Here is a 24,968-nt window from a genome sequence, read left to right on the forward strand (position 1 = left end):
AATATAATATATGTATATAGTTTGGGCTGTATTAGCATTTAGTATGCTTATAGTTGGACACGAATTAGGACATTTTACCCTTGCAAAGCTTAATGGAATAAAGGTTGAAGAATTTTCACTAGGAATGGGTCCTAAAATTTTTGGGTTTAAGGGTAAAGAAACAGAATATCTTATAAAGGCCTTGCCTATTGGTGGTTATGTAAAAATGCTTGGAGAAGAGGATAATGTAAATGATGAAAGAGCATTTTCATCTAAATCTCCTTTAAGAAGAATAAGTGTAATAGCAGCAGGACCTATAATGAATTTTATACTAGCTTTACTTTTATTTGCAATTATAGCTATGAATAATGGCTTTGTGTTACCTAAGATAAATGAAGTTATTGATAACTCACCTGCTATGGAATCAGGACTTATTTCTGGAGATAATATAAAAAGTCTTAACGGAAAAAAGATTTCAACATGGGAAGATTTTGCTATGGGTGTATCTTTAGGAAAGGGCGAAAATATAAACTTACAAATTGAAAGAAGTGGAGAAATTAAAGATCTTATTATAACCCCTAGATTTAATGAAGAATTAAATAAATATGCTGTAGGTATATCACCTGCCATAATGGAAAAACCGAATTTCATTCAATCTGTTAATTATGGAGTGTTACAAAGTAAGTCATTAATTAATCAAACATTTGGAGCTTTAAAAACTATATTCACAGGAAAGGCTACATTAAATGATGTAGGAGGACCTGTTACTATAATCAAGGCAACCGGTGCAGCAGCTAAATCTGGAATATGGAATTTGTTGCTTTTTGCTGGGTTTTTAAGTATACAATTAGGTATATTTAATCTGCTACCATTCCCAGCTTTAGACGGAGGATGGATTTTCTTATTGTTTATAGAACTTATAACTCGTAAAAAGATAAGTGATAAAATAATAGGCACATTAAATTATATTGGGTTCTCATGTCTTATAGTGATAATGATATTAGTAACTATAAAGGACATATTACGCCCTATAAGTTTTTAGGAGATGAATAAAATGGATAGAAAAACTACTCGTAAAGTTAAGGTTGGAAATATATATGTAGGAGGAGATGCTCCTATAACTATTCAATCTATGACTAATACAGATACTCGAGATATAAAAGCCACAGTAGCTCAAATTAATGAATTAACGAAAGCAGGATGTGACATAATAAGATGTGCAGTTCCAGATATGGAAGCTGCAATAGCTATAAAGGAAATAGTAAAACAAATTGATATTCCTCTAGTTGCAGACATACATTTTGATTATAGATTAGCTTTAGAATCTATAAATAATGGTATATCAGCCCTAAGAATAAATCCTGGCAATATTGGAAGTTTAGATAGGGTAGAATTATTAGCAAAAAAGGCTAAGGAAAAAGACATACCCATACGAATAGGTGTAAATAGTGGATCTTTAGATAAAACACTTTTAGCTAAATATGGGAAAGTTACATCGGAGGCATTAGTAGAAAGTGCTCTTAGTCATATAAGTATATTAGAAAAGGTTAATTTTAATGATATTGTTATATCTATTAAGTCTTCTGATGTACCTATGATGATAGATAGTTATAGATTAATGTCAAAAGCCACAGATTACCCTCTTCATTTAGGTGTTACAGAGGCAGGGACTATATGGAGAGGCAGCATAAAGTCCTCTGTAGGAATAGGTGCACTGTTATCGGAAGGTATTGGAGATACTATAAGAGTATCACTTACTGGTGATCCTTTAGAAGAAATAAAGGTAGGTAAAGAAATTTTGAAATCACTTGGACTAATTAAAGGTGGAATTGAATTTATATCTTGCCCTACTTGTGGTAGGACTCAAATAGACCTTATAAATATAGCAAAACAGGTTGAGGACAGGATTTCTAATTTAGATAAAAACATTAAAGTTGCTGTTATGGGCTGCGTAGTTAATGGACCTGGAGAAGCAAGGGAAGCAGACATAGGCATTGCTGGAGGTAATGGCGAAGGTTTAATATTTAAAAAAGGTGAAATAATAAAAAAAGTAAAAGAAAATGAACTCGTAGAAGCACTAATAAAAGAAATAGAAAGTATGTAGGTTAAATCCTACATACTTTCTATTAACTACTATCATATTAAAGGAGGTGAACTGTTCCAAAATTTATAATTAATATTAAATTCATAACTACTTTATAGATTATTATAAGATTTTGGTAACGGAAGAAAAATGAGTATAGATATAACTCAAGATACTCCTGTTTTAAAAAAAGGATTATTCGATAAAGAAATATTTGAAGACATGGAATTATTAAAGATTCAATTTTATAAAAAAAGCAATAATTTAAAGATTATATTAAAATCACCTTATGAATTAGATGTATCAAAAGAAAAAGAAATTAAGTCAATAATACAAAAAGAATTAGGATTAAATTTTAATATAGAATTAGTTTGTTATAAAGATATTAAGAATGCTTCATTAGAAGATGTAATAACAACACATTGGGTTGATTTAATGACAGATGTGGTAGACAAGATGCCGGTATTTAAAGATATATTAATTTCAGGTAAAAAAAGTGTAAATGGTAACAAAATAGAAATACATTATGGTAATGAATTTATGTGCAAAATGATTAAAAGACGTAAATTTAATGAATTTATGAAAAATAGTATAGAAGGTCTTTTTGGAATACAATGTGGAATAGATATAATTTATGATGAAAGTCTAAAAGAGAAGGATTATATAAAATCAACTCAAAAAGAAAATATAACTATGATAGAAAAAGCATTTAAAAATGTGGATATAACAAAAAAACCATCTAAACAAAGTACTGCTAATAAAAGTACTAGGTATAATGAAAATAGTAATGATTATTCAAATGAAAATGTAATACTTGGAAGAAATATTACTGAAGATAGTGTGCCTATTGAATCTTTAGATCAAACTTCTGGAGTGGTGACTGTTTTAGGCGACATTTTTAAAAGTGAGGTAATTGAAACTAAAACGGGTAAAAAAATAGTAACATTTGCTTTAACAGATTATACGAGTTCTATTACGGTTAAGTGTTTTCTAAGACCAAAGGATACAGAAAGAGTATTGGAAAATATAAAAACAGGATTACATTGTAAGATAAAAGGTGAAGTTACAAATGATCCTTATGCAAAAGAAATAGTTATAATGGTAAGAAATATTGTTAAGGTTCCTAAGATAGAGAGAATGGATACTAATGATGAAAAACGGGTGGAATTACACCTGCATTCTACTATGAGTGCTATGGATGCTATAACACCTATTGGTAAATTGGTAGAAAGAGCTGCAAAGTGGGGACATAAGGCAATTGCCATTACAGATCATGGTGTAGTTCAAGCTTATCCTGAAGCTATGGAAGCAGGTAAAAAACATGGTATAAAAATCATCTATGGTGTTGAAGGATACTTAGTAGACAATGGTATACCAATAGTTGAAAAAGAAAAAGGACAAAATTCCAAAGATATTTTTGTGGTATTTGACCTTGAAACCACAGGATTCTCTAGTAAAAATGATAGTATAATTGAAATTGGTGCGGTTAAAATTAAAGAAGGTAAAATAATAGACAGGTTTAGTGAATTTGTAAATCCTAAAAGAATAATACCTTCAAAAATTGTTGAATTAACAAGTATAACTGATGATATGGTTAGGGATAGTGATTATATAGAAGATGTTTTGCCAAGGTTTATGAACTTTGCCGGCGATGCTGTACTAGTAGCACATAATGCACCTTTTGATATATCTTTTATAAGAAAAAATTGTGGAGATATGAATATAAAATTAAATAATTCTGTTCTAGATACAATACCTCTTGCAAGGTTTTTATATCCAGAATTAAAAAGATATAAATTAAATGTAGTTGCAAAACATCTAGGAATAGCCCTTGATAATCATCATAGGGCTATAGATGATGCAAAGGCTACAGCGGATATTCTTATAAAAGGTATAGAAGACTTAGAAGAAAAAGGGATTTTTAATTTGAATGATTTAAATGATGAGTTTTTAAAAAACGTAAATATAAAAAAACAACCTACATACCACATAATTTTATTAGCTAAAAACCAGGTAGGTATTAAAAATTTATATAAACTTATATCAGAAGCTCATTTAGATAACTTTTTTAAGCATCCAAGGCTTCCTAAAACCTTAATATCCAAATATAGGGAAGGCTTAATTGTGGGATCAGCCTGTGAAGCTGGAGAAATTTATAGAGCAATCCTAGAGGGTAAAAATGATGAAGAATTAGAGCGTATCGCAGATTTTTATGATTATTTAGAAATTCAGCCCTTAGAAAATAATGAGTTTTTAATAAGAAATGGAAGAGTAAAAGATAAAGAAGAATTAATTCAAATAAATAAAAAAATATGCGAGCTTGCAAAGAAAAAAGGAAAAATTGTGGTTGCTACTGGAGATGTACATTTTCTTGAACCAAGAGATGAAGTCTTTAGAAGAATAATAATGGCAGGGCAAGGTTTTAGTGATGCGGATAACCAGCCACCATTATATTTTAGAACAACGACAGAGATGTTAAGAGAATTTTCATATTTAGGGGAAGAAAAATCGAAAGAAGTAGTTATATATAATACCCAAAAGATTTCAGATATTATTGAATATGTAAAACCTATTCCGGATGAAACTTTTCCACCTAAAATAGATGGTGCTGAGGAAGAGGTTAAAACCATGACTCTTAAAAGAGCTCATGATTTATATGGTGATGAGTTACCAGAAGTTGTTCAAAAAAGATTAGATAAAGAATTAAACTCTATAATAAGTAACGGGTATGCTGTGCTTTATTTAATTGCTCATAAATTAGTAGCTAAATCTTTAGAAGATGGATATCTTGTAGGGTCTAGGGGGTCTGTAGGTTCATCACTAGTTGCTACTATGTGTGATATAACAGAAGTTAATGGATTGCCTCCTCATTATGTATGCCCTAAATGTAAACATAGTGAATTTATTTTAGATGGATCTATAAGTTCGGGAGTAGACCTACCAGACAAGAATTGTGAGATATGTGAAAGTCTATACATAAAAGATGGCCACGATATTCCTTTTGAAACCTTTCTAGGATTTGAAGGAGACAAGGAACCAGATATTGACTTAAATTTTTCTGGGGAATATCAAGCTGTAGTCCATAAGTATACAGAAGTATTATTTGGTAAGGGTTATGTATTTAAAGCGGGAACTATTGGAACTATAGCAGAAAAAACTGCTTATGGCTTTGTAAGAAAATATTTAGCAGAAAAAGATATTATGGTAACTCAAGCTGAAATAGATAGGCTTACACTTGGGTGTACCGGAATAAAAAGAACTACAGGGCAACATCCTGGTGGAATAATGGTTGTTCCAAGGGATAATGAGATATTTAACTTTACTCCAATACAACATCCAGCAGATGATAATAGTACAGATATAATAACTACGCATTTTGATTATCATTCTATTAGTGGAAGGCTGCTTAAATTAGATATTTTAGGTCATGATGATCCTACAGTTTTAAGGATGCTTCAAGATCTTACAGGAATAGACCCTAAAAGCGTCCCTTTAAACGATAAAAAGGTTATGAGCTTATTTACATCTACAGAAGCTTTGGGGTTAACAAAAGAGCAGTTAGGATGCGAGGTTGGAACTTATGGACTGCCGGAATTTGGTACTAAATTTGTACGGCAGATGTTAATTGATACTCAGCCACAAACCTTTGCTGATTTGGTTAGAATATCTGGCCTTTCTCATGGTACTGATGTATGGGTTAATAATGCACAATACTATATAAAAGAAGGCTTTACAACGCTTAAGGATTGTATATCTACTAGAGATGACATAATGATATATTTAATGCATAAAAACGTACCTCCTAAAATAGCTTTTACTATAATGGAAAAGGTTAGAAAGGGTAAGGGGCTTAAAGAAGAGGATATAAAGGTTATGAAGGAAAACAATGTTCCTGATTGGTATATAGAATCTTGTGAAAAAATTAAGTATATGTTTCCTAAAGGCCATGCTGCAGCTTATGTAATGATGGCAGTTAGAATTGCTTATTTTAAAGTATATTATCCTGAAGCTTATTATGCCACTTACTTTACTGTTAGAGCTGACGACTTTGATGCAGATCTTATTATAAAAGGAGAAGAAGTTATAAAAGCTAAGATTTCTGAAATTGGTAAGCTTGGAAATAACCTAACTCAAAAAGATAAAGGACTTTTAACCATATTAGAGCTTTCTTATGAAATGTATAAAAGAAATATAACCTTTTTAAAGGTAGATCTTTATAAATCACATCCAACTAAATTTTTAATTGAAGAAGATGGTATAAGGCCACCTTTAAATGGACTTCAAGGTGTAGGTGATAATGCAGCTAAAAGCATAGCTACATTTAGAAATGATGGGGAGTTTATTTCTAAAGAAGATCTTAGGACTCGAACAAAGGTTTCAAAAACAGTTATAGAGACTTTAAGTGTGCATGGATGTTTAAGGGGACTTCCTGAAACTAATCAGTTAAGTCTATTTACCTTATAAAACCACCATATTTGAAAAAACTGCTTGTAATAAACTTTTTATTATGATAATATATTATTGTAAAGTTTACTTAATATATTAGCTTCAAACAGAGTGGGTCAGAAAACCCGCTCTTTATATTTGTGTATGGGTAAAACGCAACGTCTGTTGCGTTTTTACTACAATATAGACTACTATATTGAATAAAGTTAGTATAAGTACATAAAATAAAGATTAATGTACCAAAACAAAAGGAGGGGTAAAATGAAACTTAATCCTTTAATTGAAAACTTAGATTTATTAATAAGACCAATAGTAGAAGATAAAGGTTATGAAATGTATTATTTAGAATTCGTAAAAGATGATGGAGAAAATTATTTAAGAGTATATATTGAAAGTGAAAATGGCATATCTTTGGAAGATTGTGAAAAGGTAAGTAGACCTATTAGCACTATGCTTGATGAAAAGGATCCAATCGCAGAATCTTATTATCTAGAAGTATCTTCACCAGGACTAAATAGGAGTTTACATACAGAAAAACATTATGGGGATAGTATTAATAAAGAAGTTCTAGTTAGATTAAATAAAAAGTTAAATGATAATAAATTATATAAGGGTACTTTAGTAAGTTTTGATAATGAAAATATAGTTTTATCAATAGAAGATGAAGCTTTAAGTATACCAAGAGATATAATTAAAGCTATGAATATAGAAGGGGAGATATAGGGTGTCTATTAAGATGAATGATGAATTTATAGATGCATTAAAAGAAATAGTTAAAGAAAAGGGTATAAGTTCAGATATGCTTTTTACTACAATTGAGGATGCCTTAGTTGCTGCTTACAAGAAGAATTATGCGAACTCGGGTGTATCATCACAAAATGTTAGGGTTACTATGAATAGAGAAACAGGAGAAATCCATGTTTATGCTCAAAAGGTTGTAGTGGAAATTACCGAAGATGAAGTAATAGAAATTTCAGTAGAAGATGCAAAAGAATTAAGTGCGCGCTATGAAATTGGTGATACAGTAGAAATAGAAGTTACACCTAAAACTTTTGGTAGGGTGGCGGCTCAACTAGCGAAACAAGTAGTAGTACAAAGAATAAAAGAAGCCGAAAGAAATATAGTGTATAATGAGTTTATAGAAAAAGAATTTGACATAATAACAGGATCTGTAATTAGAAAAGATAAGGGTAATGTTTTTGTAGACCTTGGAAAAATAGAAGCAGTACTAGGACCTAATGAGCAGATGCCAGGTGAAGAGTATATCTTTAATGAAAAATTAAAGCTATATATAGTTGAAGTTAAAAATACTACTAAAGGGGCCCAAGTTATTGTATCTAGAACTCACCCAGGACTTATAAAAAGATTGTTTGAACTGGAAGTGCCAGAAATATATGAAGGCATAGTAGAAGTTAAAAGTATTGCAAGAGAAGCAGGTGCACGTACTAAAATTGCAGTTTACTCTAAAGATGAAGCAATAGACGCCATGGGAGCATGCGTTGGTCCTAAAGGTATAAGGGTTCAAAAAATAGTAAATGAATTAAAAAATGAAAAGATAGATATAATTAAATGGAGTAAGATTCCAGAAGAATATATTTCTAATTCATTAAGTCCTGCTAAGGTAGTAGATGTTAAAATAGAAGAAGACACTAAATGTGCTCAAGTTGTAGTAGAAGATAATCAATTGTCTTTAGCTATAGGTAAAGAAGGTCAAAATGTAAGACTCGCAGCTAAGCTTACAGGCTGGAAAATAGATATTAAAAGCATATCAAGTGTTTCACAATAATCATAAAGAGGTGTTGTGATATGAAAGTTAAAAAGATACCACTAAGAATGTGTAACGGGTGTATGGAGATGAACCCCAAAAAAGAAATGATTAGAATTGTTAAGAGTCCTGAAGGAGAAGTTTCTGTAGATTTAACTGGCAAAAAATCCGGTAGAGGCGCATATATTTGTAAAAGTTCATCATGCTTAGAAAAAGCCTTTAAAAACAAAAGATTAAATAAAAATCTCGAAACTAATATTGATGAAAATATATATGAAACTTTAAAACAAGAAGTAACAAATGGCAGATAGTTTTTTACAGTTTCTAGGTCTAGTAAAAAGGTCAGGAAATTTACTAGAAGGATATAATAGATGTGAAGAAGCTATACAAAAAAACAAGAAGATATATCTGATTATATTGTCAATGGATCTTTCTCCTAAAAGTAGAAAAGAGTTTTTAAAATATTGCCATGAAAAAGGTATAAAGTGTATTGAATGTTACTCAAAAGAAGAGCTTGGAAGTAGTGTTGGAAGGCAAGAAATAAATATTCTAGCAGTATTGAATAAAAACATGAGTGATAAATTAATGGACTCTTATAAATAATAAATTATGCGTAATCTTTTAAAAAATTAATTTCGGGGGTGAATGAATTGTCAAAGATAAGAATTTATGAATTAGCAAAGGAATTGAAAATTACAAGTAAAGAGCTTATAAAGTTATTAATGGATGAATTTAGCGTAGAAGTTAAAAATCATATGAGTGTCATTGAGGATGAAGAGGCTAATTTAATAAAAGAGTTGATTGAAGAAAGAGCAACGGCTGAAAAAGATAAAGAAACTAATAAAGCTAGTGAAGAAAATAAGTCAAAGAATATAGTAGAAGAATATGAAGAAATAGTTTCAGAAGAAATAAATAAACAAGTTAAAAAATCTAAATTTAAGAATAAAAGAGGCGATAAGAGTCCTCAATATTCGGAAGAGGAAGGCTCAAATATGGAAGAAAATTCAGTTGAAGATAAGATTATAATAGAAATAGGAAACAATATCACGGTTAAAGATTTTGCAGAGAAGATTGATAAACCTATAGTGGAGGTTATAAAAGCTTTAATATTTAGTGGGGTAATGGCGGCAATAAATCAAGAAATTGATTTTAAAACTGCAGAAAAGGCAGCTGAAAAGCTTGATATAACACTAGTATTAAAAGAAGAGGAATTAGAAAAATTAGAGGAAGTAAATATAGAAGAAGATACAGAAGCAGAAAAAAGACCTCCTATAGTTACTGTAATGGGACACGTTGATCATGGTAAGACTTCTTTATTAGATGCTATAAGAAAAGCAAAGGTAACTGAAAATGAAGCAGGTGGAATAACTCAGCACATAGGAGCTTATACTGTAGAGGTAAGTGGAGAAAAGATAACATTTCTAGATACCCCAGGTCATGAAGCTTTTACAGCAATGAGATCTCGTGGAGCACAGGTTACAGATGTTGTAATATTAGTAGTAGCAGCAGATGATGGAATAATGCCTCAAACAAAAGAAGCTATAAATCACTGTAAAGCAGCTAATGTTCCTATGGTAGTTGCTATAAACAAAATGGATAAACCTTCAGCAAATCTTGACAAAGTAAAACAAGAACTTTCAGATCATGGTTTAGTTCCAGAAGAATGGGGTGGAGATACTATATGTGTTCCTGTATCGGCTCGTTCAAAGGAAGGTATAGATACATTACTTGAAATGGTATTACTTTCTTCTGAAATTTTAGAATTAAAAGCAAATTCTAAGAGAAAAGCTATAGGTACAGTTATAGAAGGCCAATTAGATAAAGGAAGAGGACCAGTTGCTACATTGTTAGTTCAAAATGGTACTTTAAATGTAGGAGATGCTATATTAGTTGGTAGTACTTATGGAAGAATAAGAGCTATGTTTGATGATAAGGGTAAAAACATTAAATCAGCAGGACCTTCAATTCCAGTAGAAATCTTAGGACTTTCTGAAGTACCATCAGCAGGAGATAGGTTCCATGAAGTAAAAGATGAAAAGACAGCTAGAAATATGGCTCAAACAAGAAAAGATAAGGATAAAGAAAAATACCTTCAAGCAAATCATAGGGTATCTTTAGAAGACTTATATAGTCAAATTCAAGAAGGAAAAATAAAAGAACTAGGAGTTATAGTAAAAGCAGATATGCAAGGTTCTGTAGAAGCCATAAAACAATCCTTAGAGAAATTATCTTCAGAAACTGTTAAAGTAAGAGTTCTTCATGGAGCAGTAGGTGCTATTACAGAAACTGATATAAGTCTTGCAGCAGCTTCAAATGCATTGGTAATTGGATTTAATGTAAGACCAGATGGAAATGCAATTACTCTAGCAGAAAAAGAAGATGTGGATATAAAGACTTATAGAATCATCTACGATGCTATTGAAGATATAAGAACAGCAATGATTGGAATGCTTGAACCAGAATATAAAGAGGTTGTACTTGGGAAAGCTGAAATTAGACAGATTTATAAAGTATCTAATCTTGGTACTATAGCTGGTTGTTATGTAACAGAGGGTAAAATAACAAGAAGTAGTGATGTAAGAATAATAAGAGACGGAATAGTTATATTTGAATCTAAATTAGCATCATTAAAAAGATTTAAAGACGATGCAAAAGAAGTGAATACAGGATATGAATGTGGACTTAGTATTGAAAAATATAATGACCTTAAAGAAGGCGACATAATAGAAGCCTTTACTATGCAAGAAATAAAAAAAGATAAATTATAAGAGGAGGGATTGTATTGGCTAATTACAGAGGTGGAAGAATTAACGAAGAGATGAAAAAGGAAATTAGTGATATAATCCGAAATCATCTTAAAGATCCTAGAATAAATGCTATGGTAAGTGTTACAGGTGTTAATGTCACCAAAGATTTACAATATGCTAAAGTTTATATTAGTATCTTCGGGAATGAGACGGAAGAAAAGGAAACTTTAGAGGCACTAAAAAGCTCTTCTGGATTTATAAGAAGAGAAATAGGTAAGAGGATTAACCTTAGACATAACCCAGAAATTTTGATTGAACTAGACACAAGTATAGAACATGGAATGCATATAGAATCCTTACTACAAAAGATAAAGGAAAATAAAAATGAATAAAATTGTTGAAAGTATCTTAAATTCAGATTCTATTGCAATAACTTATCATCAGTCACCAGATGGAGATGCTTTAGGTAGTGCTCTTGGATTGATGCTTGGACTAAGAAAAATTGGTAAAGAAGCCTATATTATATCAAGGGACAAAGTTCCTGGTATATATAGGTTTCTGCCTAATACCGAAGAAATAAAAGATAATGTTAGTTGCCCTAAGAAGAATACTCATTGTGTAATAGTGTTAGATTGTGGAAATGTAGAAAGAATTTCTGGAAAAATAGATAAATCTAAAATTAATCCTGTCATTAACATAGATCATCATCTTTCAAACAGTAAATATGGTGATATTAATTATGTTGATACTACGGCATCTGCTACAGGCGAAATAGTTTATACTCTTTTAAAAAGCTTAGATGTAGTTATTGATACAGATATTGCAAAATGTTTATATACAGCAATAATAACCGATACTGGTTCTTTTAAGTATTCAAGTACAACTGCGAGTACACATGAAATTGCAGGTAAGCTTATAAAAACTGGTATTGATTTTCCACTAATTCATAGAACTATATTTGAAAATAAGCCACTTAGGAAGTTAAAACTCTATGGTCAGCTATTAGAGAAGGTTGAACTGTTTTTAAATGACAAATTAGCAATTATTGCCATGAATAAGGAGCAATCTACTTTATTAGAAGATAATTCTGAGATAATATCTCTTCAAATGCAAATAGATACTATTGAAGTTGGAGCATTTTTAAAAGAAGTAGAGGATGGTATAAAGATAAGTTTAAGATCTAAAGATAAAGTTGATGTACGAGCTATAGCTGAAGTTTTTGGCGGTGGCGGACATGAAAAGGCATCTGGACTTTTGTTAAGAGATGTTCATGATATAGAAAAGGCTAAAAAGACTTTAATAAACATTTTAGAAAAAGAGTTGATATAATGAATGGGGTTATTAATATTTACAAGCCAGAAGGAATGACCTCCTTTGATGCGGTAAGAAAAGTTAGGCATATAAGTAAAGAAAAAAAGGTGGGGCATATCGGAACTTTGGACCCTTTAGCTAAAGGTGTACTACCAATATGTGTAGGAAAAGCAACGAAAATTGTTGAATATCTTATGAGCGAGTCTAAGGTTTATAATGTGGAATTAGAATTAGGATTAGAAACTGATACCTACGATAGAGAAGGTAAAATTACTTCTAGGAAATCTACAGAACATATTAAAGAAGAAGATATTAGAACTGTTATAGAATCATTTATAGGAGAAAGCTATCAAGAACCACCTATGTACTCTGCTCTTAAAGTAAATGGTAAAAAACTTTACGATTTAGCTCGTGAAGGAATAGAGATAGAAAGAGAAAAAAGAAAGATAAACATAGAGTGTATTGAGATAGAAGAAATTAATAGACCTTTTGTAACATTTAAAGTTGTTTGTTCAAAAGGAACATATATTAGAAGCTTATGTAAAGATATTGGAAGCCTATTAAATTGTGGTGCTATGATGTCTAAATTAGAGAGAGAATCTACGGGGAACTTTGTGAAATCTAAATCTATAAATGTGTTAGAATTAACAGAGGAAAATATTAAGGAATATCTATTACCTATGGAAGCTGTATTGGATTATCCTACTATAGAGGTAAGTGATAAATTTTCAAGTCTTCTTATAAATGGTGTTTCAATAAAAGATCCATCATTAACTAAAGAAGTGCTAATAGAAAACAAGCTTTATAAGGTTTATAACAATTTAATTTTTATAGGTATCGGAAGTAAATTTACTAGTGGATTTAAAATAGTTAAGTTATTGATATAAGAGGTATTTATTATGAAAATAATTGATTTTTTTAATAATGATTTAAAAGAAGAAACAGTTATAGCTCTCGGAAGCTTTGATGGTTTACATAATGGTCATATAAGGCTAATAGATTCAGCTATTAAAAAAGCAAAAGAAATGAATATCAAAAGTATGGTTTATACATTTGAAAATCATCCACTTACAGTGGTAAATAAAGCAATAGCGCCTAAACTTATTATGGATAACAAGAAAAAACTTCAATTACTAGAAAGCATGGGCGTTGATATAACTTGTTTAGTTAAATTTGATGAAGATTTTATGAAAATATCACCTGAAGACTTTTTTAAAGATCTTTATAAAAGGTATAATGTTCGAGGTATGGTAATTGGGTTTAACTACAGATTCGGGCATAAAAATGCTGGGGATGTAGAACTTTTGAAAAAACTATGTAAAGAGTATAAAGTAGAGCTCGTAATTATAGAGCCACAAACCACAGAAGAAAATATAATAAGTAGTTCTAGTATAAGATCACTTATTAAAGATGGTAATGTGGAAAAAGCAAACATGCTTTTAATAGCTCCCTTTATGTTAAGAGGCACAATAGAGCATGGTAAAAAGGTAGGAAAGAAAATAGGATATCCTACGGCAAACCTTAAAGTTGATTATAATTATGTAATTCCAGCCATAGGAATATATTATACAAATGTTATATATGATAATAAAATATATAAGGGTATCACAAGTGTTGGTAATAACCCTACAGTAAAGGGTGAAAAACTAACTATAGAAACTTATATTTTAGATTTTAATAAAGAGATTTATGATGAAGAAATTGAATTGTATTTTATAGAAAAAACAAGAGAAGAAATAAAATTTTCATCTTTAGAAGAATTAAAGATACAATTGAAAAAAGATGAGGATAATGCTAGAGCCAAAAAAATATATAATATAAATAGAAAATAATTTACAACAGTTAAAATCTTTGTTATAATGACTGTTGGGAACCTATATCTACGATTATAGAACGCCAACTTAAATCTTGGATATAGGGGATAAATACTTGGAGGTGTAAACATGGAAAAGGCAAGAAAAGAAGAAATAATTAAAGAACACGCAAGACATGAAGGAGATACTGGTTCTCCAGAAGTACAAATAGCGCTTTTAACTGAAAGAATAAACTCATTAACAGAACATTTAAAGGTTCACAAAAAAGATCATCACTCAAGAAGAGGATTACTTATGATGGTTGGTCAAAGAAGAGGCCTTTTAAATTACTTGCAATCACAAGATATCCAAAGATATCGTGATTTAATTGCAAAACTTGGATTAAGAAAGTAATCTTAATTTAATTTTAAAACTTGGATTAAGAAAGTAATCTTAGAGCGGTTTAACCGCTCTATTATTTTAAAATATTAAATTAAAAAGTAAAATAAAATATGTTTAATCGAAAGGAGGTACTTGTATGAACCATATACTTGAAACATCAGTTGCAGGAAGAACATTAAAACTTCAGTATGGAAAAGTTGGAATGTTATCAAATGCTGCAATATTGATGAGTTATGGAGATACAGTTGTATTAGTAAATGTAAATGCCTCAGAAAAACCTAGAGAGGGTATAGATTTTTTCCCTTTAAGCGTTGAATATGAAGAGAGGTTATATGCTGCAGGAAAGATACCAGGAGGATTTATAAAAAGAGAAGGAAGACCTTCAGAAAAAGCTATCCTACATGGTAGAGCTATAGATAGACCTTTAAGGCCATTATTTCCAGAAGGATATAGAAATGATGTACAGATAATATGTACAGTTATGTCTGTAGAAAAAGATAATATTCCAGAAATATTAGCAATTAATGCTGCGTCTACAGCATTAAGCATATCTAGCATTCCCTTCGTAGATCCAGTAGGTGCAGTATCTGTTGGTCTTGTTGACGGAGAATTCATATTAAATCCAACATCTAAACAAAGAGAATCTAGTACCTTAAATTTAACAGTATGCGCAACTAAAGATAAGGTTATAATGATTGAAGCTGGAGCAGAAGAAATTGAAGAAGATGTTATGTATAATGCAATAATATTTGGATTTGAAAAGTGCAAAGAAATGGTTAAATTCCAGGAAGAAGCTAGAGAAAAGTTTGGTAAAGAAAAGATTATGCCTACTTTACATAAAGTAAACGAGGATATGGAAAACGAAATAAGAAGCTTTAGCACTGATATGATAAATGAAGCTATGCATATAACAGATAAAGACATTAGAAATAAAAGTATATCTGAAATAAAGGATAAAATCAATGTTGAGTTTGGTGAAAAATATCCTGAAAGCAGCTCAGATATTGCTGATATAATATATAAGATACAAAAGAAATCAGTTAGAAATATGATTCTTTTAGAAAAGAAAAGACCTGATGGAAGAGCATTTACCGAAGTAAGACCTTTAAGCGCAGAAGTAAATATACTTCCAAGAACTCATGGAACTGGACTTTTCACTAGAGGACTTACCCAGGTTATGAGTGTTGCAACACTTGGAGCATTAGGTGACGTTCAAATACTTGATGGTATTGGTGAAGAAGAAAGTAAAAGATATATGCATCATTACAACTTCCCATCATACAGTGTAGGAGAAGTTAGACCTTTAAGGGGACCTGGAAGAAGAGAAATTGGTCACGGTGCTTTGGCAGAAAAGGCATTAGAGCCTCTAATTCCATCAGAAGAAGAATTCCCGTATGCAATAAGAGTTGTATCAGAAGTATTAAGCTCTAATGGATCTACATCACAAGCAAGCGTATGTGCTAGCACACTTGCACTACTTGATGCAGGAGTTCCAATAAAAAGACCAGCAGCTGGAATAGCTATAGGGCTTGTTACAAGCGATGATTTGTCACAAGAAGAAATTCTTACAGATATCCAAGGTATAGAAGATTTCTTTGGCGATATGGACTTTAAAGTTGCAGGAACAGAAGTTGGTATTACAGCTATACAAATTGATACTAAGCTAAAAGGTATATCACAAATGTGTATCAAAAACAGTATTGATGCTGCTAAAAAAGCAAGGACACATATTTTAAGTGTTATGAATGATTGTATATCTGAATCAAGAGATGAAGTTTCTGAGTATGCACCTAAGGCATACAATATGAGTATACATCCAGATAAGATAAGAGACGTAATAGGTGCTGGTGGTAAAACTATTAATAAGATAATAGCTGAAACCGGTGTTAAGATTGACATAAAGGAAGACGGAACAATATTTATAACATCTAATGATGCGGCTAGTGGTAAGCAGGCTATGAAGATTATTGAGGACTTAACAAAAGAAATCAAAGTTGGCGAAATTTATCTTGGAAAAGTAACTAAGATAACTGCATTTGGAGCCTTTGTTGAAATCCTTCCTAACAAAGAAGGTCTGGTTCATATATCTAAACTAGATGTAAATAGAGTAAATAAAGTAGAAGATGTTGTATCTGTAGGCGATGAGATACTAGTAAAGGTTACAGAAGTTGATAACCAAGGACGGGTAAATTTATCTAGAAGAGATGCAATAAAAGATACTGAAGATAAAAAGAATAATGAAAATAATGATGATAAATAAAAATAGAAGGGCTTAAAGCCTTTTTATTTTTTACGGAGGTTTTTTTATGTATAAGTTATTTAAACTTAATAATGGTCTTAGAATCGTTGTAGAAAAGATAGATTATGTGAGATCCGTAAGTGTAGGTCTTTGGGTAGAAAATGGATCAAGAAATGAAACCTTAAACAATAACGGGATCTCTCATTTTATAGAACATATGCTGTTCAAAGGAACATATAAAAGAACCGCTAAAGAAATTGCAGAAGAAATTGAAGACATCGGGGGACAAATGAATGCTTTTACAGGTAAAGAAGCTACTTGCTTTTATACTAAAACTTTAGACTCTAATTTAGAATTAAGTCTTGATATATTATCAGATATGATTTTAAATAGTAAGTTAGAGGATAAAGATATCGAAAAAGAAAAGAAAGTGATTATTGAAGAGATAAATATGAGTGAAGATTCACCAGAAGATGTGCTTTCTGATATTCATAGTATTTCTACTTGGGGGAAAGACCCATTATCCTACCCTATTCTAGGGAACGTAGACACCGTTAACTCTTTTGATAGCAATATGCTTAGAGAATATATGGAAGACTACTACACACCTTTAAATGCAGTTATATCCATATGTGGTAATTTTGAAATTGATTCAATTGAAGATTTGGTTGAAAAGTATTTCGGGAATTGGAATTTTAAGAATACAAAAAAGGTATCTTATTCCTCTCCTGATATATTAAAACATCACTGGTGTAAGAAAAAGCCAATAGAACAACTACATATAAATTTAGGACTTCAAGGAATACCTTTAGGAGAAGATAATATATATACATTACTTCTTTTAAATAATATTTTTGGTGGTGGGGTGTCTTCCTTATTATTTCAAAAAGTAAGAGAAGAATTAGGATTATGTTATAGTGTCTATTCCTATACTTCATCATATAATAATACTGGGGCGCTAAATATTTACACAGGAGTAAATCCAAAGCAAGGTGTAGAGGCCATTCAAGTTATAAATGAAGAACTTAAAAAGTTTATTTTAACTGGAATCACAAAAGAAAAGTTATCTAAAAGTAAGATTCAAATAAAAGCAAGTTATATGCTGGGACTGGAGAGTACTAGTAGTAGAATGTTTAGTAATGGTAAATCAGTTCTATTTTTGAATAAAGTAAATACTCCAGAGGATATAATAAAAAAAATAGATTCAATAAATAACAATACAATACAAGATGTTTTTGATAATTGTTTTAAAGGCGGTATATTGAATTCTGCTTTTGTAGGGAATATAGACATAGATAAATTAGCTAAAGGTACAGGACTTAATATTAAAGAGGTATTATAATCTATTTTTCTTATAGTAATAAAGATATAAATAATTTCATAAATTATAAAAGCACAATTTATAAAATTATTGGAGGGTTATTATTATGGGAGATAATATTAAGCTTTATAGTGAGATGGAAAGATATGAAATTATAAATATTAATGACGGAGAAAAGTACAATTATTTAGGTAATAATGATATAATTATTGATACCAATGGTGAGTTTAAAGTTTTAATAATACATAATTCTAAGGGGAAATTTAATTTCTTTAATAATGAAGAATTTTATGAAATACCCTGGGATTATGTTAAAAAAATAGGTGCTAAAACTATAATAATAGATATTGAAGAAAAGATTATTAAAAAGACTAAAATATAGGTTAATATTTATTTAATATCTAAATACCCTTTTGAGAGGATGAGTTTATGAAAATACTAGTTCAAAAATTTGGTGGTACCTCTGTATCAACTATAGATAGAAGAAAGTTAGTTGTTCAAAAGGTTATGGAGGCAAAACAAAAAGGTTATAGCCCTGTGGTAGTGGTTTCTGCTATGGGTAGGAAGGGTGAGCCTTATGCAACAGATAGTCTCCGCTTTTTAGTTACAGATACATTTAAAAGTGAAAATCATTTAGCAACAGATTTACTTATGTCTTGTGGGGAGATAATAAGTTCCGTTGTTATGTGTGATGAATTTCATAAAGTGGGAATAAAAGCGTCACCTTTAACAGGAGGTCAGGCAGGGATCATTACTAATGATATATATAATGATGCCTCTATGATTAAAGTTGATACGAAAAATATATTAGATCTACTAAAAAATGATACAGTTCCCGTTATTACAGGATTTCAAGGATATAATGAGGATGGCTTTTTTACTACTCTTGGTAGGGGAGGAAGCGATATTACAGCATCTTTACTTGGAGTTGCTCTAAAATCTGAAGAAATAGAAATTTATACAGATGTAGACGGTATAATGACTGCTGACCCTAGAATAGTCATGGATCCTAACCTAATACACTGTATAAGCTATAATGAAGTATTTCAACTTGCAGATCAAGGTGCTAACGTAATACATCCTCGGGCTGTAGAAATAGCTATGCAGGGTAATATTCCTATAAAAATTAAAAATACTTTAAGTAAGTGTAAGGGAACTTTAATAAACAATTTAGGAGAAAAGACTGAAGGTACAATAGTTACAGGCATAACGCATATGACAAATAGAATTCAAGTTCAATTGATGTTAAGCGAAAACAAAGATAATATGGATTATGGCAATGTACTAGAAGTATTAGCGGAAAATCATATAAGTATTGATTTAATTAATGTTTTTCCAAATGAAAAAATATTTACTATTGATGCTAAAGACTTATTAAAGCTAAAAGATATAATGGATAAATCAGATTTAAAATATTCCTTTATAGAAGGTTGTAGTAAAATTGCTATTATAGGTAATAGAATAAAAGGTGTACCAGGTGTAATGGCTAAAATATTAAGGATACTTAAGGATTCTAATATTGAAGTATTACAAACAGCAGACTCACACACTACTATATGGTGTTTAATATATGATAAGGACCTAGAGAGAGCTATTAACTTACTTCATAAAAACTTTTTAAAATAACAAGTATAAAACACTCCATATATGAACAAGATATTCATATATGGAGGTATGTAGATGATTATTAAAAATAATGATGAAGAAGAGTATGAAGAAGACGAAGATATAGAACGAAATGGTGTACAAAGTGAAATGAGTAAGATTAAAGAATTAGGTAAAGTTGAGGTTTCAGATTTCAACGAAGAAATTCAAGTGTTACCTATAATAGGTCAAATAGAAGGTCATGGAGTATTACCACCTCAAAGTAAAACCACTAAATACGAACATGTAATACCCCAACTTATAGCAATGGAACAAAGTGATAAGGTTAAGGGAGTTTTGATAGTGTTAAACACTGTAGGTGGTGATATTGAAGCAGGCCTTGCTATAGCAGAGATGATAAACACATTAAGTAAACCTACAGTATCATTAGTTATAGGTGGCGGACATTCAATTGGTGTTCCTTTAGCTACTGCTGCGGACTATTCTTTTATATCACCCTCTGCTACTATGATAATTCATCCTATAAGAATGAATGGATTAGTTATTGGTGCACCGCAAACTTTTAATTATTTTAATAAGATGCAAGAAAGAGTAAATGATTTTATCTTAAGGACTTCAAACATGGAATTAGAAACACTAAAAAAACTTATGATGGAAACCAACGAATTATTAAATGACATGGGAACAATACTAGTTGGAGATGAGGCTGTAAAGTATGGTCTTATAAAGGAAGTCGGTGGAATAAAAGATTCTATTGGAAAATTAAGATCCTTAATTGATAGTAAAGAGTAATAATAAACCATAGGCTTATTCCTATGGTTTATTATTATCTAAGTACTATTAGAGGGATATTTATTTGTTTCGTAGAATATAACTATGGGGTGAAAAGTATGGCAAATAAAAAGAAAACTAAAGATAAAGAATATGATGAGGAATTTAGAAAAGAGATCATAGGTATAGTATTTATAACCATAGGAATATTTTTATTTATAAATGCTTTAACTTCTTCTCTAGGGATCCTAGGACAAGCTTTAAATAAAGTATCTTGGGCCTTGATAGGTATTGGGACTTATTGTGTACCCTTAATTTTTATATTTTATGGAATAAGCATAATCTTAAGGAAAGATTCTCTAAATAGAAGGCTTGTGGGTTGTTATCTATTTATAATTAATTCCATATTATTTGTGCAAATTATTTACATAGAAGAGTATTACAAAGAAAGCTTTTATGAAGGTATTAAAACAATAATTAATACTAGCAATAAGTTTCATGGTGGTATTATTGCTTATGCAATAGATGTACCTTTATACAAGTTAATAGGTAAAACAGGGTCTATATTGGTATTTATATCTCTTTATATTATAAGTATAATAATAATTTTTAATTTTTCCTTTTATACCTTTGCAAATAATTTTAAACATAAAACTAAAACTAAAACTAAAACTAAAAACTTACAATCTATTGATAAAGATAATACATCAAAGATATATAAACAAGAAACCGCACCAGAAGCAATGAAAGATAAGGAAGAGTTTATTAAAGGTATAAACAATAAAATTAAGATATTAGATTTTATGAAAAACTCTTCTGTAGATTCCGAGCCTATAGTAGAAGATAAAAACAAAGACATACTTATTGATACATATGAAGAAACAAGTTCTAAACCTAAATTAGATAATGATGTTAAGGATGTTATTAATAAAGAAATATCATCAAAAATAGAAAATAATAAAAAAGATGTGAAGTATAAAGCTCCATCAATAGATCTTCTTAATATAAATGCTAATTTAAAGCTTAATAAAGATGATAAAAAAGATTTACTTACAAGTGCGTCTAAATTAGAAGAAACTTTAAATAGTTTTGGTGTAGAGGCAAAGGTAATTCAGGTTACAAAGGGTCCATCTGTAACAAGATATGAACTTCAACCAAGCCCTGGCGTAAAGGTAAGTAAGATTGTTAATTTATCAGATGATATAGCATTAAGTCTTGCTGCAAGTGGAGTAAGAATAGAAGCTCCTATTCCAGGTAAGTCAGCTGTAGGTATTGAAGTGCCAAATAAGGATGTAACATCTGTATTTTTAAAAGAAGTTGTAGAATCAGAAGAATTTACAAAGAGCACCAAAAACTTAGCCTTTTCTTTAGGTAAAGATATTGGTGGAAATTGCGTTGTAGCTGATTTGACCAAAATGCCACATTTACTAATTGCAGGAGCTACTGGTTCTGGTAAAAGTGTTTGCATAAATGCACTTATAATAAGCTTATTATATAAATATTCACCAGAAGAAGTAAAAATACTTATGGTAGACCCTAAAATGGTAGAACTTAATGTATATAACGGCATACCACATCTTTTGATACCTGTAGTTACAGATCCTAAAAAGGCAGCTGCGGCTTTAAACTGGGCAGTTAATGAAATGACTAGAAGGTATAAGCTATTTGCAGAGTGTGGAGTTCGTAATATAGAAACTTACAATGAGTTATTTAATAAGAAAAAGATTGATACAAAACTTCCTTGGATAGTTATTATTGTAGACGAGCTTGCAGACCTTATGATGGTTTGTCCACATGATGTAGAAGACTATATTGCAAGGTTATCACAGATGGCAAGAGCTGCAGGTATGCATTTAGTTATAGCAACTCAAAGACCATCTGTAGATGTTATAACAGGGGTTATAAAGGCTAATATACCTTCTAGAATATCTTTTTCTGTGTCAAGTCAAATTGATTCTAGAACAATCCTAGATTCAGCTGGAGCAGAAAAGCTACTTGGTAAAGGTGATATGTTATTTTATCCTGTAGGTGAATCAAAACCAATCAGGATTCAAGGTGCTTTTATATCTGAAGAAGAGGTAGAAAGAGTTGTAAGTTTTATAAAAGATCAAGAATTAAATAAAGAAAGTTATGAAGCGAAGATATTAGACCATATTAATGAAGAAATAAGTAATGGAACATCTACAGATGAAGATGAACTTTTAGAAGAAGCTATAAGAATTGTAGTTGAATCAAGACAAGCATCTACATCTTTACTTCAAAGAAGATTAAGGATAGGATATAATAGAGCAGCTAGAATCATGGAACAATTAGAGGCCAAAAATGTAATTTCGCTTAAAGATGGTAGTAAACCAAGAGAAGTATTATTATCAAGAGAAGACATACTATAAAATATATAAAAGCCCTTGTTTAATAGTTAAAGAAGATTTAAAATTAATGTGTATATCTAAACGACTAGGAGGAAGAATTTTGAACAAATATAAGGTAGGATTGGTTAGTCTAGGTTGCGATAAGAATAGAATTGATTCCGAAATAATTTTAAGCAAATTAAATGACCAATATGAGATTACAAATGATCCTAAAAAAGCAGATATTATAGTGGTAAATACCTGTGGATTTATTGAAAAGTCAAAACAAGAGTCTATTGATACTATACTAGAGATGGCAGAATTTAAGAAAAAGCACAATTGCAAGTTATTAATTGCAACAGGGTGCTTAACTCAAAGGTACGGAAAAGACATAACAGAATTAATACCTGAAATAGATATTTTAATGGGTGTTAATGATTACGATAAGCTTATCTCATATATACAGGATTTTATGGAAGACAATAAAAAAATAACAAGCTTTAATTTTAGTAACCAAAATATAAACGAAGGTGAAAGAATAATAACAACACAAGGTCATACTGCTTATATAAGAATAGCAGAAGGCTGTGATAACTTTTGTACTTATTGTATAATACCTAAAATAAGAGGAAGTTTTAGAAGTAGAAAGCTAGAAAATATTCTTGATGAAGCAGAAAGATTAGCTAAAAGTGGTGTTAAAGAAATTATATTAGTAGCGCAAGATACCACTCGCTATGGTGAGGATCTTTATAATGAAAAGATGTTACCAAAATTATTGCAAAAGCTTAGTTTAATTGAAGAAATAGAGTGGATAAGAGTTCTTTACTGTTACCCAGAACAAATTACTGATGAGCTTATATTGGAAATTAAAAACAATAAAAAGGTTTGTAATTATTTAGACATACCACTTCAACATATAAGTAGTGATATTTTGAAACGTATGGGTAGAAAAACTAATAAAGAGCAGGTAATTAATGTTATAGAAAAGTTAAGATCTAATATCCCAGAAATTATTTTAAGAACTTCAATTATAGTGGGATTTCCTGGTGAAACCAAAGAAAACTTCGAAGAATTAAAAACTTTTGTAAAAGAATATAAATTGGATAAATTAGGTGTATTTACCTATTCCCAAGAAGAAGGTACTCCTGCTGCTATTATGGAAGAACAAATTGAAGAGGAGGTTAAACTTTTAAGGGAGGAGGAGTTAATGCTAATACAAAAAGATGTGTCTAATTATATTAACTCTAAGAAGCTAAACAACGTATATGATGTTATTATTGAAGGATTCGACAATGGAATTTATTACGGCCGTAGTACCGAAATGGCTCCAGATGTTGATGGAGCTATAATCATCGAAAGTGATATTCCACTAGAAAATGGACATATAGTTAAAGTTAAAATAAAAAGTTGTCTTGAATATGATTTAATGGGAGTTGTTTTAAATGAATCTTGCAAATAAATTAACAATAGTAAGAATATTTTTAGTACCCATATTTCTTATATTTATAACTGCACAAGATATACCTTATGGCACAATAATAGCAACAGTTATATTTATAATAGCTGCACTGACCGACAAATTAGATGGATATATAGCACGAAGTAGGAATCAGATAACCAAGTTTGGAAAATTTATGGATCCCTTAGCTGATAAACTTTTGGTTACCGCAGCTCTAATATCCTTAGTTGAATATCAAATAGTACCTGCATGGGCTGCAATAGTTATAATCGCAAGAGAATTTGCAGTAACGGGACTTAGAACCATTGCAGCTTCGGATGGAAATGTAATTGCAGCTAGTTATTGGGGTAAGCTTAAAACTGTTATTCAAATAATAGCAATAATATTATTGTTATTAAAAGTAAATATTGCAGCTCAACCAGAACTTACAGATAAAGTTTATAATAGCAATTTACTTAAAGGATTTTTTAACTGGGCACCTGAGATATTTTTATATCTTGCAGTAATTATAACTATAATATCAGGCTTAGATTATTTTATAAAAAATAAGAATGCTATAAGCATAGATAAATAATATATTGATTAAGAAAGTAAAATATGGTAATAATTAAATATATACATATCTTTAAATTTATTAATTAATAGATGTTGACTATTGGAATATTCTATCTTATAATATAATAGAACTAATGTTCGGGA

General features: G+C 30.3%; 21 protein-coding genes. All 21 read left to right on the top strand.

Features of this window, described 5'->3' with window-relative positions; translation table 11 throughout:
* The first annotated feature begins 10 nt into the window (after positions 1-10).
* The 21 genes from rseP (at position 11) to pgsA (ending at position 24,843) form a co-directional block, all read left to right on the top strand.
* A complete protein-coding gene (rseP, locus tag BV55_RS0111900; protein WP_029453037.1) occupies positions 11-1,021 on the top strand; it encodes an RIP metalloprotease RseP in 1,011 nt (336 codons plus the stop codon).
* 12 nt (positions 1,022-1,033) lie between these two features.
* Positions 1,034-2,083: a flavodoxin-dependent (E)-4-hydroxy-3-methylbut-2-enyl-diphosphate synthase gene (ispG, locus tag BV55_RS0111905; protein ID WP_029453038.1), complete on the top strand. Its 1,050-nt coding sequence runs from the start codon at positions 1,034-1,036 to the stop codon at positions 2,081-2,083.
* Positions 2,084-2,212: 129 nt separating this feature from the next.
* A complete protein-coding gene (locus tag BV55_RS0111910; protein WP_029453039.1) occupies positions 2,213-6,526 on the top strand; it encodes a PolC-type DNA polymerase III in 4,314 nt (1,437 codons plus the stop codon).
* Between the two features lie 243 nt (positions 6,527-6,769).
* A complete protein-coding gene (gene rimP, locus BV55_RS0111915) occupies positions 6,770-7,231 on the top strand; it encodes a ribosome maturation factor RimP (protein WP_029453040.1) in 462 nt (153 codons plus the stop codon).
* Positions 7,232-7,244: 13 nt separating this feature from the next.
* Positions 7,245-8,294, top strand: a complete 1,050-nt coding sequence (nusA, locus tag BV55_RS0111920; RefSeq protein ID WP_029453041.1) for a transcription termination factor NusA — start codon at positions 7,245-7,247, stop codon at positions 8,292-8,294.
* Positions 8,295-8,314: 20 nt separating this feature from the next.
* Positions 8,315-8,584 carry an RNase P modulator RnpM gene (gene rnpM, locus BV55_RS0111925; protein WP_029453042.1) on the top strand — a complete coding sequence of 90 codons (270 nt, stop codon included), beginning with the start codon at positions 8,315-8,317 and terminating at the stop codon, positions 8,582-8,584.
* Positions 8,574-8,876 carry a ribosomal L7Ae/L30e/S12e/Gadd45 family protein gene (locus BV55_RS0111930; protein ID WP_029453043.1) on the top strand — a complete coding sequence of 101 codons (303 nt, stop codon included), beginning with the start codon at positions 8,574-8,576 and terminating at the stop codon, positions 8,874-8,876. Before rnpM ends, BV55_RS0111930 begins: the two co-directional genes overlap by 11 nt.
* A 47-nt stretch (positions 8,877-8,923) precedes the next feature.
* The gene (gene infB, locus BV55_RS0111935; protein ID WP_029453044.1) at positions 8,924-11,041 is read left to right on the top strand and encodes a translation initiation factor IF-2; all 2,118 of its coding nucleotides are present in this window, start codon (positions 8,924-8,926) and stop codon (positions 11,039-11,041) included.
* A gap of 14 nt (positions 11,042-11,055) precedes the next feature.
* Positions 11,056-11,412 carry a 30S ribosome-binding factor RbfA gene (rbfA, locus tag BV55_RS0111940; protein WP_029453045.1) on the top strand — a complete coding sequence of 119 codons (357 nt, stop codon included), beginning with the start codon at positions 11,056-11,058 and terminating at the stop codon, positions 11,410-11,412.
* Entirely contained in the window at positions 11,405-12,349 is a 945-nt protein-coding gene (locus BV55_RS0111945) for a DHH family phosphoesterase (RefSeq protein WP_157469656.1), read from the top strand. Before rbfA ends, BV55_RS0111945 begins: the two co-directional genes overlap by 8 nt.
* Positions 12,349-13,218: a tRNA pseudouridine(55) synthase TruB gene (gene truB / locus BV55_RS0111950; protein ID WP_029453047.1), complete on the top strand. Its 870-nt coding sequence runs from the start codon at positions 12,349-12,351 to the stop codon at positions 13,216-13,218. The genes BV55_RS0111945 and truB overlap by 1 nt, the downstream gene beginning before the upstream one ends.
* Positions 13,219-13,230: 12 nt before the next feature.
* On the top strand, positions 13,231-14,163 hold the full coding sequence (locus BV55_RS0111955; protein ID WP_029453048.1) for a bifunctional riboflavin kinase/FAD synthetase: 933 nt from the start codon (positions 13,231-13,233) through the stop codon (positions 14,161-14,163).
* 111 nt (positions 14,164-14,274) lie between these two features.
* Positions 14,275-14,538: a 30S ribosomal protein S15 gene (gene rpsO / locus BV55_RS0111960; protein WP_029453049.1), complete on the top strand. Its 264-nt coding sequence runs from the start codon at positions 14,275-14,277 to the stop codon at positions 14,536-14,538.
* A gap of 124 nt (positions 14,539-14,662) precedes the next feature.
* On the top strand, positions 14,663-16,786 hold the full coding sequence (locus tag BV55_RS0111965; protein WP_029453050.1) for a polyribonucleotide nucleotidyltransferase: 2,124 nt from the start codon (positions 14,663-14,665) through the stop codon (positions 16,784-16,786).
* 46 nt (positions 16,787-16,832) lie between these two features.
* Complete coding sequence (locus tag BV55_RS0111970) at positions 16,833-18,107, top strand: M16 family metallopeptidase (protein ID WP_029453051.1); 1,275 nt, start codon at positions 16,833-16,835, stop codon at positions 18,105-18,107.
* Between the two features lie 85 nt (positions 18,108-18,192).
* On the top strand, positions 18,193-18,468 hold the full coding sequence (locus tag BV55_RS0111975) for a YlmC/YmxH family sporulation protein (RefSeq protein WP_029453052.1): 276 nt from the start codon (positions 18,193-18,195) through the stop codon (positions 18,466-18,468).
* A 47-nt stretch (positions 18,469-18,515) separates the two neighbouring features.
* A complete protein-coding gene (gene dapG / locus BV55_RS0111980; RefSeq protein ID WP_029453053.1) occupies positions 18,516-19,712 on the top strand; it encodes an aspartate kinase in 1,197 nt (398 codons plus the stop codon).
* Positions 19,713-19,841: 129 nt separating this feature from the next.
* On the top strand, positions 19,842-20,483 hold the full coding sequence (locus BV55_RS0111985) for a ClpP family protease (protein ID WP_051652560.1): 642 nt from the start codon (positions 19,842-19,844) through the stop codon (positions 20,481-20,483).
* A gap of 98 nt (positions 20,484-20,581) precedes the next feature.
* On the top strand, positions 20,582-22,852 hold the full coding sequence (locus tag BV55_RS0111990) for an FtsK/SpoIIIE family DNA translocase (RefSeq protein ID WP_029453055.1): 2,271 nt from the start codon (positions 20,582-20,584) through the stop codon (positions 22,850-22,852).
* A gap of 79 nt (positions 22,853-22,931) precedes the next feature.
* Positions 22,932-24,269: a 30S ribosomal protein S12 methylthiotransferase RimO gene (gene rimO, locus BV55_RS0111995; protein WP_029453056.1), complete on the top strand. Its 1,338-nt coding sequence runs from the start codon at positions 22,932-22,934 to the stop codon at positions 24,267-24,269.
* Positions 24,253-24,843 carry a CDP-diacylglycerol--glycerol-3-phosphate 3-phosphatidyltransferase gene (pgsA, locus tag BV55_RS0112000; RefSeq protein ID WP_029453057.1) on the top strand — a complete coding sequence of 197 codons (591 nt, stop codon included), beginning with the start codon at positions 24,253-24,255 and terminating at the stop codon, positions 24,841-24,843. Before rimO ends, pgsA begins: the two co-directional genes overlap by 17 nt.
* The last annotated feature ends 125 nt before the right edge of the window (positions 24,844-24,968 follow it).

Source organism: Clostridium algidicarnis, assembly GCF_000703125.1.
Classification (GTDB): domain Bacteria; phylum Bacillota; class Clostridia; order Clostridiales; family Clostridiaceae; genus Clostridium_L; species Clostridium_L algidicarnis.

Excerpts from the sequence above, each read along its gene's own strand:
- rseP (WP_029453037.1), top strand. The coding sequence starts at position 11 with ATGTATATAGTTTGGGCTGTATTAGCATTTAGTATGCTTATAGTTGGA.
- ispG (WP_029453038.1), top strand. The coding sequence starts at position 1,034 with ATGGATAGAAAAACTACTCGTAAAGTTAAGGTTGGAAATATATATGTA.
- BV55_RS0111910 (WP_029453039.1), top strand. The coding sequence starts at position 2,213 with ATGAGTATAGATATAACTCAAGATACTCCTGTTTTAAAAAAAGGATTA.
- rimP (WP_029453040.1), top strand. The coding sequence starts at position 6,770 with ATGAAACTTAATCCTTTAATTGAAAACTTAGATTTATTAATAAGACCA.
- nusA (WP_029453041.1), top strand. The coding sequence starts at position 7,245 with ATGAATGATGAATTTATAGATGCATTAAAAGAAATAGTTAAAGAAAAG.
- rnpM (WP_029453042.1), top strand. The coding sequence starts at position 8,315 with ATGAAAGTTAAAAAGATACCACTAAGAATGTGTAACGGGTGTATGGAG.
- BV55_RS0111930 (WP_029453043.1), top strand. The coding sequence starts at position 8,574 with ATGGCAGATAGTTTTTTACAGTTTCTAGGTCTAGTAAAAAGGTCAGGA.
- BV55_RS0111945 (WP_157469656.1), top strand. The coding sequence starts at position 11,405 with ATGAATAAAATTGTTGAAAGTATCTTAAATTCAGATTCTATTGCAATA.
- truB (WP_029453047.1), top strand. The coding sequence starts at position 12,349 with ATGAATGGGGTTATTAATATTTACAAGCCAGAAGGAATGACCTCCTTT.
- BV55_RS0111955 (WP_029453048.1), top strand. The coding sequence starts at position 13,231 with ATGAAAATAATTGATTTTTTTAATAATGATTTAAAAGAAGAAACAGTT.
- rpsO (WP_029453049.1), top strand. The coding sequence starts at position 14,275 with ATGGAAAAGGCAAGAAAAGAAGAAATAATTAAAGAACACGCAAGACAT.
- BV55_RS0111965 (WP_029453050.1), top strand. The coding sequence starts at position 14,663 with ATGAACCATATACTTGAAACATCAGTTGCAGGAAGAACATTAAAACTT.
- BV55_RS0111970 (WP_029453051.1), top strand. The coding sequence starts at position 16,833 with ATGTATAAGTTATTTAAACTTAATAATGGTCTTAGAATCGTTGTAGAA.
- BV55_RS0111975 (WP_029453052.1), top strand. The coding sequence starts at position 18,193 with ATGGGAGATAATATTAAGCTTTATAGTGAGATGGAAAGATATGAAATT.
- dapG (WP_029453053.1), top strand. The coding sequence starts at position 18,516 with ATGAAAATACTAGTTCAAAAATTTGGTGGTACCTCTGTATCAACTATA.
- BV55_RS0111985 (WP_051652560.1), top strand. The coding sequence starts at position 19,842 with ATGAGTAAGATTAAAGAATTAGGTAAAGTTGAGGTTTCAGATTTCAAC.
- BV55_RS0111990 (WP_029453055.1), top strand. The coding sequence starts at position 20,582 with ATGGCAAATAAAAAGAAAACTAAAGATAAAGAATATGATGAGGAATTT.
- pgsA (WP_029453057.1), top strand. The coding sequence starts at position 24,253 with ATGAATCTTGCAAATAAATTAACAATAGTAAGAATATTTTTAGTACCC.